Annotated in this window: 14 protein-coding genes; 8 read left to right on the top strand and 6 right to left on the bottom strand. The window is 45.0% G+C overall.

What is annotated here, in order from left to right:
• Window positions 1-2 precede the first annotated feature (2 nt).
• From fabZ to lpxB, 4 genes are read left to right on the top strand one after another with little or no spacing between them, the layout of a single operon-like run.
• Window positions 3-482, top strand: a complete 480-nt coding sequence (gene fabZ / locus H3V12_RS03920) for a 3-hydroxyacyl-ACP dehydratase FabZ (RefSeq protein ID WP_198212924.1) — start codon at window positions 3-5, stop codon at window positions 480-482.
• A gap of 9 nt (window positions 483-491) precedes the next feature.
• The gene (gene lpxA, locus H3V12_RS03915; RefSeq protein WP_075870825.1) at window positions 492-1,319 is read left to right on the top strand and encodes an acyl-ACP--UDP-N-acetylglucosamine O-acyltransferase; all 828 of its coding nucleotides are present in this window, start codon (window positions 492-494) and stop codon (window positions 1,317-1,319) included.
• A 2-nt stretch (window positions 1,320-1,321) separates the two neighbouring features.
• Complete coding sequence (lpxI, locus tag H3V12_RS03910; protein ID WP_198212922.1) at window positions 1,322-2,194, top strand: UDP-2,3-diacylglucosamine diphosphatase LpxI; 873 nt, start codon at window positions 1,322-1,324, stop codon at window positions 2,192-2,194.
• Window positions 2,187-3,353: a lipid-A-disaccharide synthase gene (gene lpxB, locus H3V12_RS03905; RefSeq protein ID WP_198212921.1), complete on the top strand. Its 1,167-nt coding sequence runs from the start codon at window positions 2,187-2,189 to the stop codon at window positions 3,351-3,353. The genes lpxI and lpxB overlap by 8 nt, the downstream gene beginning before the upstream one ends.
• Before the next feature lie 285 nt (window positions 3,354-3,638).
• Here the strand turns inward: lpxB and H3V12_RS03900 are convergent, their stop codons facing one another.
• The 6 genes from H3V12_RS03900 to H3V12_RS03875 form a co-directional block, all read right to left on the bottom strand.
• Window positions 3,639-4,418, bottom strand: a complete 780-nt coding sequence (locus tag H3V12_RS03900) for an amino acid ABC transporter ATP-binding protein (RefSeq protein WP_198212919.1) — start codon at window positions 4,416-4,418, stop codon at window positions 3,639-3,641.
• A gap of 25 nt (window positions 4,419-4,443) precedes the next feature.
• On the bottom strand, window positions 4,444-5,691 hold the full coding sequence (locus H3V12_RS03895; protein WP_198212917.1) for an FAD-binding oxidoreductase: 1,248 nt from the start codon (window positions 5,689-5,691) through the stop codon (window positions 4,444-4,446).
• Window positions 5,692-5,730: 39 nt separating this feature from the next.
• Window positions 5,731-6,438 (bottom strand): ABC transporter permease, encoded by a 708-nt coding sequence (locus tag H3V12_RS03890; protein WP_198213784.1) that lies wholly within the window; start codon window positions 6,436-6,438, stop codon window positions 5,731-5,733.
• Window positions 6,438-7,157, bottom strand: coding sequence for an ABC transporter permease subunit (locus H3V12_RS03885; RefSeq protein WP_198212915.1), 720 nt, complete (start codon window positions 7,155-7,157; stop codon window positions 6,438-6,440). Before H3V12_RS03885 ends, H3V12_RS03890 begins: the two co-directional genes overlap by 1 nt.
• Window positions 7,158-7,226: 69 nt before the next feature.
• Window positions 7,227-7,979 (bottom strand): transporter substrate-binding domain-containing protein, encoded by a 753-nt coding sequence (locus H3V12_RS03880; RefSeq protein ID WP_198212913.1) that lies wholly within the window; start codon window positions 7,977-7,979, stop codon window positions 7,227-7,229.
• Window positions 7,980-8,581: 602 nt separating this feature from the next.
• Window positions 8,582-9,505 carry a LysR family transcriptional regulator gene (locus H3V12_RS03875; protein WP_198212911.1) on the bottom strand — a complete coding sequence of 308 codons (924 nt, stop codon included), beginning with the start codon at window positions 9,503-9,505 and terminating at the stop codon, window positions 8,582-8,584.
• Between the two features lie 156 nt (window positions 9,506-9,661).
• On the opposite strand from H3V12_RS03875, the gene H3V12_RS03870 reads away from it, so the two are divergent.
• The 4 genes from H3V12_RS03870 (at window position 9,662) to H3V12_RS03855 (ending at window position 14,004) form a co-directional block, all read left to right on the top strand.
• Entirely contained in the window at window positions 9,662-10,966 is a 1,305-nt protein-coding gene (locus tag H3V12_RS03870) for an MFS transporter (protein ID WP_198212909.1), read from the top strand.
• A 51-nt stretch (window positions 10,967-11,017) separates the two neighbouring features.
• Entirely contained in the window at window positions 11,018-12,184 is a 1,167-nt protein-coding gene (locus tag H3V12_RS03865; protein WP_198212907.1) for a M20 aminoacylase family protein, read from the top strand.
• A gap of 519 nt (window positions 12,185-12,703) precedes the next feature.
• Entirely contained in the window at window positions 12,704-13,498 is a 795-nt protein-coding gene (locus H3V12_RS03860) for a thymidylate synthase (protein ID WP_198212905.1), read from the top strand.
• The gene (locus H3V12_RS03855) at window positions 13,495-14,004 is read left to right on the top strand and encodes a dihydrofolate reductase (RefSeq protein ID WP_198213782.1); all 510 of its coding nucleotides are present in this window, start codon (window positions 13,495-13,497) and stop codon (window positions 14,002-14,004) included. Before H3V12_RS03860 ends, H3V12_RS03855 begins: the two co-directional genes overlap by 4 nt.
• Window positions 14,005-14,086 lie beyond the last annotated feature (82 nt).

Raw genomic sequence — 14,086 nt, 5'->3', positions numbered from 1 at the left:
AGATGAATGCTGCTGTTGAGAAAAACAGTCTGGATGCAGTTGATATACGCAAGCTCTTGTCAATATTGCCTCACCGCTATCCGTTCCTTCTTATCGATCGTATTGTTGATATTGATGGCGATCAATCGGCTACCGGTATTAAAAATGTGACAGTGAATGAGCCACATTTTACTGGCCACTTTCCGGAAAATCCGATTATGCCCGGGGTGCTTATCATTGAAGCTATGGCTCAGACCGCAGGAGCTATTTCTTTGCTCGTACAAGGTGATGAAAAACCGGGTGTCGTTTATCTCATGACCGTTGACAAGGCGAAATTCCGTAAGCCGGTTGTACCTGGTGATCAGTTAAAGCTTCATGTCAAGAAATTGAAACAACATGGCGGAATTAGAAGGTTTTCTTGCCTTGCAGAAGTTGATGGTAACCGTGTGGCAGAAGCGGAAGTCGCGGCCATGATTGCGGTTGCCGATAATAAAGAAGAATAGGGTTCCAGAATGTCCGGTGTTGAAATTCATCCAACTGCAATTGTAGAAAAAGGTGCAGAACTTGGTGCCAATGTAAAAATCGGGCCCTTTTGCACAGTAAGCGCCGACGCTGTCATTGGCGACGACTCACGTTTGTTGAGTCATGTCGTCATAATGGGTCCAACGACATTGGGTGCAAACGCTCTCGTCTATCCGAATGCGGTTTTGGGCGGCGATCCTCAAAATAATAAACACAAGGGTGGGCGTACCACTTTAGTCATCGGGAAGAATTGCATTATCCGTGAGGGTGTCACTATGCATCGTGGATCGGATACAAGTCGTGGAACGACGACTGTTGGCGATGATTGTGAATTTTTGGCGTACGCTCATGTGGCTCACGATTGTGCTTTGGGAAATCATGTTACATTTTCCAACAATGTGATGATTGGTGGCCACGTTGTTATCGGTGATTATGTGATTATTGGCGGCGGCGGTGCAGTTCATCAATTTGTTCGTGTCGGGCATCACGCTTTTGTTGGCGGTTTGGCGGCTCTGGTTGGTGATCTTATTCCTTATGGGTCTGCAATCGGCGTACATGCATGGCTTGGTGGCTTGAATATTATCGGCATGAAAAGATCAGGATTGCCTCACAGTGAAATTCATGCTGTGCGTCATGCTGTGCCAATGCTCTTTGACAGAACCAAGCCGATTGCCGAAAGGGCTATTGATGTGCGTAATGCCTATCGTGCTTCAAAAGCGGTATGCGATATTATCGATTTTGTTGAAGCTGATCACAAACGGGCATTTTGCACGCCAAAGCTGGATAAAACAAATAGCAGCGACGATATTGGATTTTGAATATGGGGAAGGGCGACATAAAACGTAGCCTTTCCGGTCGTACCGCAATTATTGCGGGTAGTGGTATTTTACCATTAGCAGTTGCCAAAGCAATTGAAGAAACAGCGGAAAAGCCTTTTCTTGTTCCGCTGAAAGGCGAAGCCGATCCGAGGCTTTACGCCTATGATCATTGTGAAATCTCGGTCGTACAGCTAGCAAAACTGATAAAAGCTTTGAAAAAAGCGAATATCACAAATGTTATATTGGCTGGTGGTGTCAAAAGTCGGCCCAATCTCGCTGATTTGCGCCCTGATTGGACGACTTTATCGGCATTGCCTAAATTGTTCCGTGCTTTAGGGCAGGGAGACGACGCACTTTTGAAAGCCTTCATTAGCGTTGTCGAAAAATATGGTTTTCACGTTGTGGGTGCCCATGAAGTCGTTCCGCAGTTATTGGCACCCAAAGGATTCAATCTGACAAAGAAACGCGCTGATGAGAAAAATTGGCGGGATATCATGCTTGCAGCAGAAGCGGCAGCAATTTTGGGAAAACTTGATATTGGTCAGGGAGCGGTTGCTGTAAAAGGGCGCGTTGTGGCAGTTGAAGGTGCGGAAGGTACCGATAACATGTTACGCCGTATTACCGAAATGCGTAATGAAAAACGCATTCCTCTAAAAGGTGGCGTGTTGGTCAAGCGAGCCAAAGAACAGCAGGATGAAAGAGCAGACTTGCCCACCATCGGGCCTGAAACAATTATTCACGCCAAACAATGTCATTTGGATGGTGTTGCAGTCGAAGCAGAAAGAACTTTTATCGTTTCTTTGAAAGAGACGGTTGAACAAGCGGATAAATGTTCGATTTTCATCGAGACCTTCGGAAAGAACGATTATGTCTGACGGTCCTATCAAAATTGCTATCGTTGCCGGCGAGGAATCGGGAGATTTGCTTGGAGCCGATTTGATATCGGCACTGGCCCGAAAAACCGGACGCAATATCAAATTGATAGGAGTTGGCGGTGCACATCTTGAAGCGTTGGGGCTTAAAAGTGTCTTCAATGTTGATGACATCGCACTGATGGGGCTCGGAGCAGTTTTGAAAAAACTGCCGAAACTTATCCTGCATATACATCGTCTGGCGCGTTATATTGCCGATGAAAAGCCCGATTGTCTTATCATTATCGATAGTCCGGATTTTACCCATCGTATTGCAAAAAAAGTACGGAAATTCGCACCTCGAATTCCTATTATAAAATATATCGCTCCTTCGGTCTGGGCATGGCGCCCCGAACGAGCCAAGGCAATGTGTTCCTATATTGACCACGTTCTCGTCGTGCTACCTTTCGAAAAAAAGGTTATGCATGATTTGCAAGGGCCCCCTGCAACTTATGTCGGTCATAGATTGTTGACCTATCCGCCATTGCTGACAATGGAAAAAATGCGATTGCGCCATTTGGAAGAGAAAAGGTCAGACCCGACAGTGGTCGTTTTACCAGGCTCAAGACATTTTGAAATTCGTGGCTTGATGCCTATTTTCGGGACGGCTTTGGAAATCTTGAAAAAACGGCAGCCAGCGATCAATTTTGTTTTGCCTACTCTGCCAAGACTTGTCGACAGTGTGCGTAAACTTATGAGTGAATGGCCGGTAAAAGTTGATATTGTCGTTGGTGAAGATGCAAAATGGGCTGCTTTTGCAAAAGCCGATGCTGCACTCGCTGCGTCCGGTACGGTTTCTCTGGAACTTGCACTCGCCAATATTCCGATGGTTCTTGGTTATAAGGCTGATCTTTTTTCAAAAACTTTCATATTGCCGCGGGTAAAAGTGTGGAGCGCTGCATTGCCCAATATCATTGCCGACCGACCGGTTGTTCCGGAATATTTTAATGAGTTTTTGCGTCCCGGTATGCTCGCCCGTCAGATTGAACAATTGGTTGTTGCGGGGCCGGTTCGTCAAGCGCAACTTGATGGATTTTCATTGATTAAAACGACCATGAAAACATCCGCACCATCCGGTGAAATTGCGTCGCAAGCCTTGTTGAAATATTTGAAGCTTCATTGAATAGTTTGCAGCTTATCAAGGCACTGGAGCTTCATCGAAGCAGGGCGAAATTGAAAACAACACCTGATCGAGTTCATTTTTTTAAAATAAACGCGTCTATGGCGTATATTTCTGCCGAAAATTCACAATTATCTACTTAATCAATTCCGGAATTGCTTGAGAGACTAAAATGCTTTGTGCTGAACGTTAAAATTTGTCGAAACAGGCGGATGAAACTGTTTCAGTCATCTTAGGGCGTAATTTCGTTGAAAAACGCCATTTATGACCCGGTTTAACATTCGAACATTAGTGCTTTATTTTTGCAAGAAAATCTTTAGCCCTTTGATTATCAGGGTTTGAGAAGAATTTATCAGGTGTTGTGTCCTCAAGAATCTTTCCATTTTCGAGAAAAAGAACACGTTCCGAAACTTCGCGCGCAAATCCCATTTCATGTGTGACGCAAAGCATGGTCATGCCGGTTTCGGCAAGCTTGACAATAACATCGAGAACTTCTCCGACCATTTCCGGATCAAGAGCCGACGTCGGTTCATCAAACAACATGACCTTGGGTTCCATGCAAAGAGCACGAGCAATAGCCACGCGTTGCTGCTGCCCACCGGACAACTGTGACGGATATTTTTCACTATGAGCTTCAATACCGACTTTACTTAAATATTTTATCGCGCGTTCTTTCGCCTCATCCTTTGTCAGTCCTTGAACGGTCATGGGAGCAAGAATGCAATTTTGCATGACAGTCATATGGGGAAAGAGATTAAAATGCTGAAACACCATGCCAACTTCGCGCAGCACCTTTTTCTGCTCTTGCGGTGCTGCACTCATGATATCGACACCATAAATTCGGATGCTTCCTTGTTCAGGCACTTCAAGCTGGTTTATGCAGCGGATAAGGGTCGATTTACCGGAACCGGATGGCCCACATAAAACAATGCGTTCTCCCGCTTTAACGTCAAGGGAGATATTATGAAGGGCCTGAAATTCTCCATACCACTTGTTCAATTCTTCAATGACAATGACATGTTCATCAGATTTGGCTTTATCGTTGTTCTTGTGCTGAACTGCCGCCATTGCTGTTGTTCTCCGTTTCTGGTTCTCAAAACCGTGTTAGACTGAAAGCATCAGGAGATGTCAATGGTTGTTCACCCGCCATTATCTCGGCAAGTAATTTTCCACTAACTGCTCCAAGCGTCAATCCATGATGCGCATGGCCGAAATTGAGCCAAAGACCTTTGTGTGCGGGAGCTTTTCCGATAATCGGGCGCATGTCCGAAAGACACGGGCGTTCACCGAGCCAAGGTTCGGTCTCGACATATTCACTAAGCGGAAAAATGTTTTTGGCAATTTTTTCAGCCTGCTTTAGTTGGGTCCAATAAGGCGGGGCTTTCGGACTTGCAAATTCGATTCCTGTCGTGAGCCGAATTCCTTGACGCATTGGCGCCAATACAAATCCGGCGACGGGGTCACATATCGAATGTTGAAGAACAGTCTTCTCGTCCACTTGGCGGAAGTGAATATGATAGCCACGTTTTACGGCAAAAGGAATATGACGATAGCCGAACTTGTTCAAAAACTGGATAGACTGGGGGCCAAGAGCAACAACAATTTCAGGCGCCCCGATTGATATGTCGTTATCGTTTATTTGCCAAAGTCCGTTATTATATTCGGTTTTCAAAGCATCGAGTGTCACGAAACTCCCACCTTGTTTGATGAAATAACGCGCATAAGCGGCGGTCAACCCGCCAGGGTCGTTGACAGTTTTCGGGTCAAGCCAATGAATACCGCCGACAAGCTGCGGACTGATAGACGGAACACGCCGGGTTAAAGCGTTCCGGTCGAGAACATCATAGTTGAGGTGAAAACGCTGAAGTGTAAAAAGATGGTTTTTCGCTTTATCAAAATCTTTATCGGTGCGGAATATCTCAAGCCAGCCCTTCGGCTCGATAAAAGAAGTAGCACCTGTTAATTCAGCTAAAAAATCATGTTCTTTGACGCTGTTTTCTATGAGTGGCAACAAAGCCAAAGTAGATTTTTCCAAATTCTTCGGTGATGATTGACGCCAGAACTTGAAAAGCCACGGTGCTATTTGCGGCAGGTAACTCCAGTCAAACCGAACATCGGTTTGATGATTGAACGCGTAAGCAACAAGTCGCGAAAATTCACGCGGAAAATGGTAAGGAATGACGCTTGATCTCTCGATCAGTCCCGCATTGCCGTAACTTGTCCCTTGTCCGGGGGCTTTTTTATCGACAAGGCAGACGTGATAACCTCTCAATTGTAGATGTAAACATGTGCACACGCCGACGATTCCGGCTCCGAGCACGATAACATCAAACTTTTTCATTTGAACGTAATCCTGCAATCCTCTTTTATTTGGCTGATATTAACGCAGATGACGCGTCAGTCTACGTTCTGTCATGCCGATTAAGCGTCGAACAATTTCAACGATAATCAGATAAAGTACAGCCGCCCAGATATAGACCTGAAAATCGAACGTCCGTGAATAGGCTAGTTTGGCAACGCCCATCAGATCATAGACCGTTACGAGAGATGCAACAGCACTGGCTTTGATCATAAGGATAAACTCGTTTCCCAAAGGACGTAACGCCATGATCATGGATTGCGGTAATATAACGCGGATGAAAGTGGTTTTCCGGCTAAGCCCCAATGCTTTGGCCGCTTCATATTGACCGGCGGGTACCGATTGCATGCTGCCGCGAAAAATTTCTGCCTGATAAGCAGAAGTATTCAGCGAGAAAATGAAGAGGCAGCACCACCACGAGCTTTGGAAAAACCACCACAAACCGACGCTTTTCCAAAAAACACTGAACGAGCCGATGCCGTAATAAAATAGAAATAGCTGTGCAAGAAGTGGCGAACCACGGAAGAAATAGATGTAAATACGCGCCGGTAAACTTAGCCACGAATGTTTCGAGCGCCACGCAAATGTTATCATGATGCTCAAGAAAAAGCCGACAGTATAGGAAAGTGCCACGAGCTTTATAGTGACGAAAAAACCGCCAATAAATTTCATGCCGTAGCGGCTCAAAATATCCGGATTGATGATAAAATGCAGGAAATCGGGTATCATCATGCGGATGCCTTTTCATAACAGGCATTGGCACGTTTTTCCATATGACGAATAATGGAAGAAGACACTGCCGAAAAGATAAGATAGATGACGCAGGCAGTCGAATAGAAAAACATCGGTTGTTTTGTTGCTGCAACTGCAAGATTCGTCTGGCGCATCACATCAACGAGCGCAATTGTGGATACCAGAGACGTATCTTTGAGAAGTGTCAGCCAATTATTGGAAAGGCCGGGCAGAGCATTGCGTGCGAGTTGCGGTAAAACCACGCGGAAAAATGTTGTCGCCGGCGAAAGACTTAAGGCTTTGGCAGCTTCATATTGTCCACTATCCAATACCTTGAAAGCACCAAGCCAGACTTCGCAGGAGAAAGCGGCAAAAACCATTCCTAGCGCCAACACACCGGCAAAAAAAGCATTGACAGAAAAGTTTGCCTCAATATCCAGATGAGCCATCAAAGATTGTACGAGGGTCTGCAATCCGTAATAGACAAGAAACAACGTCAATAATTCGGGTAATCCGCGGAATATTGCGGAAAATATTGTTGCAATGATCCGGAAAAATTTCACATCCGACTGAATCATGAGCGAGCAGATGAGACCGAGGGGAAGTCCCAAAGGTAGACAACAAAGCGCGAGTGACAACGTCACTCCCGCTCCGATGAGCATGACCATGCCCCAACCACCACTGCCAAATGACAGCAATGACAAATATTCGATCATCAATGAACGCTCCGGTTATTCGTTATCAATAGCCGATAGAAAAAATTTCAAAACGATTCAACCGGTTAATTAATAAATATCGGATTGAAAATATTTTTTGGCAATTTTGTCATAGGTACCGTCGGCACGAATATCATCAATTGCCTTATTCAGACGATTTTTCAAATCATCCGAGTTTTTTCGAATAGCAATGGAAATCGGCTCTCTTGTACCTTCAACTTCGCCAAGAAGTTTGCAGCAATCCTTGCCGTCTTTTTCAAGCCAGGTGAGAAGCGGGAATTTATCATGGATAATCGCGTCAAGACGGTGATTGATTAAATCACTATTGGCTTCCTCAGGTGTTGGATAAAGCTTCAGATTGGTTCCCTCGGGAGCATAATTATCTTCAGCATAGATCGCCTGTGTTGTACCAGCCTGCGCACCGAGATTTTTACCGTTGAGAGATTGCGGTCTTAGGTCCTTGATATCGGAATCCTTCGGGACAGCAACCGCAAGTGTTGTCGTATAATAGCGGTTTGTGAAATCGACTTTTTGTTTACGTTCTTCGGTCGGAACCATTGAAGCAATAATGGCGTCATATTTTTTTGCCAGAAGTCCGGGGATGATTCCTTCCCAGTCTTGCGCTGTAACGGTGCACTCGACTTTCATTTTGTCGCAAAGTGCATAGGCAATATCGACATCGAAACCATGAAGATTGTTGTTGGAGTCAACGTAACTGAACGGCGGATAGGCTCCTTCGGTTGCGATACGCAAGTTTTCAGCATGTGCGGAAAAGCTCATCATAAGGCTTCCTAAAACGAGTCCAGCTGCAAGGATTTTCATGTCGTACTCCTATTTTATTTTTTGTTTGAATGGTTCCACCTTGATAGTCTTAACGCTAAGTTGTGAAAAAGGGCAATTTAAAAACATAAATCCACCGATATATCCTTCAAAACCATCAACTTTTTCTTTCATGAAATGGCTATTTCTAAAGTTTTTTGCTTCTTCTAATTCTCCTAACATTGTCATCAAAAAGAGATGATAAATGAGCTAGCAGAACATTCCTCTTGCACCGACAAATCGGAACGCCCGAGAATACTTGCAGCCTAAGCCGGCCGTAATTGGCGATAAACGCAATCAAAGAGTCGTTGTCGCGCGTTAGAGCGTAGTTTTAAAAAGCAATGCTGACGCCTTAGCGCGTTGTCGTCGTAGGAACACGAATTGGGGGAACACGAATTGGGGGAACACGAATTGGGGCGGCGTTCTGTTAGGCGTGACTTCTGCCTGTTCCGTGATATCTCGCCTCATTGTGCAAAAAGCCGATATTTTTAAAGAGAGCATGGTGTAATGAAAAAGATATGTCACGAGTAGAAATTCAAGAACATACTCTACAGTATTTTTCTGAAAGCAGCTATTAGATGATCTGCCGGGATCAAATTCAACGATTATAGCGCTTTATTATGGTTTTGAATGTCTGAGCGGTTAAGGGAATTTTGCCGTTTTTTTACAAAATCGACCAAAAGTTGCAACGCTTCTTTTCTAATGGTTTTGCGATAGACAAACTCGAAATCGTATTGCCCGGAAAGTGATGGATGTTCATCAAGCCGAATTCCGACTGGGCAATTATAGCGCGAAATACTGGAAATGAACGTATAGCCAAGTCCGCTTAAAACCATTCCCAGACAGGCATTGAAATCGGTTGCACATGTAACAAGGCGAGGCCGGAAATTGGCCTTACGACATTCCGCAAATAGAAAGTCATAGAATTCCGGTGACATTTCTCGCGGAAAAAATAAACATTTTTGCTGTTCGAGCGAGTGCAGGTCTTTTTTGTTTTTAAAAATATTATTTTCAAAATTGCAGGCAATCAAAAGCCGGCATTTGTCAAGAAAAATACCTTCTTTTGTCGTATCTGCCTTGAGGCGCCAGGCCATGAAACCGGCATCAAGTGTTCCGTTGGTCAATCTTTCGGATTGACCAATAGCAAGCGTTGGTTCCAGAGAAAGATTTATGTCGGGATAGCACTTGCAAAAATCTCTGATAATTCCAACGACGATAGGATTCCATGTATAGGTAGGAGCAATGCCGATATGAAGCGTTTCCTTGATGCCGCTTGCTCTTTTGACATTCGTAATCGCAAGATTGAGTGCTTGTAAAATAGTTGAACTATCTTGCAAAAGTTGTTCACCGGCTTTGGTGAGTTCGATGCCTTTTTGACGTCTGATGAAAAGCCTCGCTCCCAGATGTCTTTCCAGTTCTTTGATCTGGCGGCTCAGCGCCGGTTGAACGATAAAGAGGTGTCTTGCTGCCTCGGAGATGCTGCCATATTGGGCAATCGCCTGAAAGTAGCGGATCTGTTTGATATCCAATATTGACTATCCCTTTTTATGAAATACTTACCCGATTAGCTTCGCAAAAATTAAAAGTCCATACCTTTTTGTTATGGTTCTTATCATAAAATAACAATCGAGGATTGTTTGTCTTTTCGTTACTCTACCTCAAGTATCCAGTTTCAAGGAGAATCCATGCAAAACGCCCAAGTTCAGGACGAACATTCGACAGGAAAAGAGACTAAAACCGTTTCGAGGAAAGTCATTATTGCTGCCGTTATGGGTGGCATGCTCGAATGGTATGATTTCGGTGCCTATGCACTTTTTGCCTATGTCATTTCCGACCAGTTTTTTCCGACCGGCAATGCAACGGTATCGATGCTACTCACCTTTATCACTTTTGCCATTGGCTTTTTGACGCGTCCGCTCGGCGCTATAGTTCTCGGTATCTATTCTGACAGAATTGGACGGAAATCGGCACTTTCGCTGACGATGATTCTGATGGCTATCGGCATGGGAATTATTGCAATATGCCCGACCTATGCTGAGATCGGCATATTCGCGCCGATCATTATTGTCATTGCCAGATTGATACAGGGCATCTCGGCGGGAGGGGAAATCGGTTCGGCATTATCGATCCTCGTTGAAACAGCACCGGCAAACAAACGGGGCCAATATGCTGCATGGCAACAGGTCAGTCAGACGGGTGCATTTCTTGTGGCTGGTATCATAGGCTGGGTAATTACGGCGTTTCTGCCGCGCGAAGATGTTGCACTTTGGGGCTGGCGCGTGGCATTTGCCTTTGGCATGCTGGTTGCTCCTGTGGGATTTTATGTTCGTCGACAAATTGACGAATCACCGGAATTTTTGGCCGAGCAGGGCAAAAGCATCAAAGAACATGTACCTTTTACCATTTTGCTCAAGAATAGCTGGAAGCCGTTATTGATAGGTATCGGCATTGTTATGATCTGGACGGTGACGAGCAAGACTGCAAGCTCCTTTATGGCAACTTATGCCATCAACAATTTGCATATGGCTTTAACGTCTCCTTATCTTGGTATGATCGTGGTGGGCGTTGTTTTATTGTTCTGTCCACTGGTTGGAGCATGGTCGGATAAGATAGGACGGCGTCCGATTATGATTGGAGCGGCCATCGCCATTCTGATTTTTGCTTACCCGTCATTCTGGATATTATCTGCCTATCCGAACCTATGGGTGCTTATCGGCCAACAATTTTTTTATGCAGTTCTGATGGTGCTTTATACGGCTCCCGCTTCAGCGGCCTTGTCGGAACTCTTCCCGACGGCTTTCAGGTCTTCGGGAATTGCACTTTCTTATAATATCGCGGTCACAATATTTGGTGGTTTTTCTGCAGCAATATCCACCGCTCTTATAGGCATGACGGGAGACAATCGTGCTATTGCCTATTATATCATGTTCGCTGCTTTTGTGAGTATCATTGCACTTTTATATTCTGGTAAAATATCGAAATTGAAATAGGAGAAAAATCTGGTGTGCCTCGCAAGAAAGGCACACCGGCTGTAATTGAAAATGATAGAAGATAGTCGTGAAGTTGCTGGTGCCATCAACGCTTATTTACCCGAGATGATGAAACTGAGGCATCAAATTCACTCCAATCCTGAAACCGGATTTGAAGAAAAGGCAACATCTGCCATCGTCAGCAAATTGTTGCAGGAATGGGGATTTGATGTTTCGCACCTTGCCGGAACCGGCATTGTGGCAACTTTAAAAGCGGGAAATGGCACAAAAACATTGGGGTTACGTGCCGATATGGATGCTTTGCCGGTTAATGAACAAACCGGCTTGTCCTATGCCAGTAAAAACTCCGGAAAGATGCATGCCTGCGGTCATGACGGGCACACGTCAAGCCTGTTGACGGCCGCCCGTTATCTGGCACGCACGAAACAATTTTCCGGTACAGTCAATCTTATTTTTCAACCGGCTGAAGAGGGCTTAGGCGGAGCCCGGCGTATGGTTGAAGAGGGAATTTTTGAAAAATTTCCATGTGATGCTATCTTCGGATATCACAATGTTCCGGGTGTACCGGCCGGAAATTTCTGCTTCATTCCGGGGGCTGCAACTGCGGCTTCGGATCGCGCACGGATTGTCGTCAAAGGAAAAAGCGGCCATGGTGCCCAGCCTGAAACAGCAATCGACCCGATTGTTGTCGGTGCTGCAATTGTCAGTTCATTGCAAACAATTGTTTCGCGTAATGTTACAGCGTTGAAGCCAGCTGTTGTGACCGTTGCAAGTTTCCATGCGGGTGAAGCTTACAATATCATTCCTGCAACGGCAGAATTGAAACTCACTATCAGAAGCTATGACGAAACAACGCGCAATCTTCTTGAAAAACGCGTAAGGGAAATTGCGGAATATCAGGCAAATGTCTTCGGGGCAAAATGTGAAATAGATTATTTCCACCTCAACCCTGCCTGCCAAAACAATAAAGAACTGACTGCTTTTGCCCGCAGTGTGGCCGAGGAGGCATTCGGTAAAGCTGCCATAGAAGACCGCTCGCAACCTTTCACGTTCAGTGAAGATTTTTCTTATATGCTGCAGAAAAAGCAGGGCTGTTATCTCTTTATCGGTAATGGAAATACTGCAAACCTTCACAGCGACCATTATAATTTTAATGACGACCTGTTGTTGCGGGCAAGTACCTTTTGGGTGCGTCTGGTTGAAAGTTATCTCTGCTAGAGCGAAAAGATTAGGTTGGTAGGCCCGTTTATTTTATGAGACCGGTCAAGTTTGTCACACCTTTTCTTGGAATTAATTAGAGACCCAAAAACCTTTCAAAATTTCGATTCCGACAGTTTCTTTCTAGCTACCGGAATCGAAAATAATGACGTGCCCGAACATTGCCGCCCGATCCCTGTCGAACGTGGTTATATCGGCAGTGGAAGCTCTAAAGCCGGAATTCTACGAAAGTCTGTTTTATCAGCGGATTTTTTTAAAGTCGTTAGCTTCCGGATGAAAGTTCTGAAAAAGCGTTTCGAATGAAGGTGTTATGGAACCTACATGATTCAACACTTGAAAATGTTTTGAAGTCGTGAGACAGATTAATCGTTAACAATATTCACCATACAGTGGCAACGGAATTCAGCCGTTCCAAAACGGAAAAATACACTTCTCTGACGTGATTTATTGTTGAAAGAGGCAAGTTCGGGGAGGCGACGGCTATTTCCTTGATCGCAAAGAATCTGTTAATGAAAAGCCATGAAAAATTATCTCGATCTTTTATCTTATGTTCTGGAACATGGCGTTGACCGGTCCGATCGTACCGGAACGGGAACGCGTTCGATATTTGGCTACCAGATGAGGTTTGATCTATCCAAAGGCTTTCCGCTTTTGACCACGAAGAAGCTTCATGTTCGCTCGATCATCTATGAGCTGTTATGGTTTTTGCGTGGTGACACCAATATCAAATGGTTGAACGATCACGGCGTTTCTATCTGGAACGAGTGGGCTGATAAAAATGGTGATCTTGGGCCTGTTTACGGGTATCAGTGGCGGTCTTGGCCGGCTCCTGACGGGCGTCATATCGACCAGATTGCCAAGGTTGTCGACATGATCGCCAAAACACCTTATTCCCGTCGACTTATTGTTTCAGCGTGGAACCCCGCATTGGTTGATGAAATGGCCTTGCCGCCATGTCATTGCATGTTCCAGTTTTATGTTGCCGATGGAAAATTGTCGTGCCAGCTTTATCAACGGTCAGCAGATATATTCCTGGGAGTGCCTTTCAATATTGCCTCATATGCCTTGCTCACCATGATGATTGCACAAGTCACAGGACTGAAGGCCGGAGATTTTGTCCACACTTTTGGCGATGCCCATCTTTATTCCAACCATTTTGAACAGGCAAAGTTGCAACTAACACGTAAACCATTATCGTTGCCGACGATGAAACTCAATCCGGATGTCAAGGATCTGTTCAAATTCGAATATGAGGATTTTACACTCGAAAACTATGTAGCAGCCCCGCACATAAAAGCACCGGTGGCTGTATAATGACAACGATCAGTCTCATTGTTGCTGTTGCCGAAAATGGTGTTATCGGTCGTGATGGTACGATGCCATGGAGATTGTCGACCGATTTGAAGAGATTCAAATCGATTACCGTCGGTCATCCGGTTATTATGGGGCGAAAAACATGGGATTCTTTAAAAAAACCGCTGCCGGAACGGGCAAATATTATCATCACCCGTGACAAGTCTTTTTCGCGCGAGGGCGCGATTGTTGCCCACTCTTTTTCCGAATCTCGAAAATTGGCCGAAGAAGAAGCAGTGAAAGCCGAAACGGATGAGATATTTGTTATTGGCGGTGGGGCAATTTTCAAAGAAGCATTGCCTTTCGCCGATCGTATGTATGTTACGGAAATATTGTCGTCGGTGGAGGGTGATACATTTTTTCCGCCTTTCAATCCGGAAAACTGGCGGGCATTATCCAGCGAAATGGTGCCGGAAGGGCTAAAAGACACATTTCCTACAAGATTTGTCGTTTATGAACGCCAATAAGCTTTAAAAAAAAGACAAAAGGTCGATCATTGCGTTGAAACGCGCTGGCGACATCCCTATAAAAGAGAAATTAAAAATATTG

Source organism: Bartonella sp. W8167 (assembly GCF_016100335.1).
Lineage (GTDB): Bacteria > Pseudomonadota > Alphaproteobacteria > Rhizobiales > Rhizobiaceae > Bartonella > Bartonella apis.
Note: the sequence above shows the minus strand (reverse complement) of the source record. Positions and strands in the feature narration are given on the sequence as shown.

Coding starts and splice junctions, on each gene's coding strand:
- fabZ (WP_198212924.1), top strand. CDS start 3: ATGAATGCTGCTGTTGAGAAAAACAGTCTGGATGCAGTTGATATACGC.
- lpxA (WP_075870825.1), top strand. CDS start 492: ATGTCCGGTGTTGAAATTCATCCAACTGCAATTGTAGAAAAAGGTGCA.
- lpxI (WP_198212922.1), top strand. CDS start 1,322: ATGGGGAAGGGCGACATAAAACGTAGCCTTTCCGGTCGTACCGCAATT.
- lpxB (WP_198212921.1), top strand. CDS start 2,187: ATGTCTGACGGTCCTATCAAAATTGCTATCGTTGCCGGCGAGGAATCG.
- H3V12_RS03900 (WP_198212919.1), bottom strand. CDS start 4,418: ATGGCGGCAGTTCAGCACAAGAACAACGATAAAGCCAAATCTGATGAA.
- H3V12_RS03895 (WP_198212917.1), bottom strand. CDS start 5,691: ATGAAAAAGTTTGATGTTATCGTGCTCGGAGCCGGAATCGTCGGCGTG.
- H3V12_RS03890 (WP_198213784.1), bottom strand. CDS start 6,438: ATGATACCCGATTTCCTGCATTTTATCATCAATCCGGATATTTTGAGC.
- H3V12_RS03885 (WP_198212915.1), bottom strand. CDS start 7,157: ATGATCGAATATTTGTCATTGCTGTCATTTGGCAGTGGTGGTTGGGGC.
- H3V12_RS03880 (WP_198212913.1), bottom strand. CDS start 7,979: ATGAAAATCCTTGCAGCTGGACTCGTTTTAGGAAGCCTTATGATGAGC.
- H3V12_RS03870 (WP_198212909.1), top strand. CDS start 9,662: ATGCAAAACGCCCAAGTTCAGGACGAACATTCGACAGGAAAAGAGACT.
- H3V12_RS03865 (WP_198212907.1), top strand. CDS start 11,018: ATGATAGAAGATAGTCGTGAAGTTGCTGGTGCCATCAACGCTTATTTA.
- H3V12_RS03860 (WP_198212905.1), top strand. CDS start 12,704: ATGAAAAATTATCTCGATCTTTTATCTTATGTTCTGGAACATGGCGTT.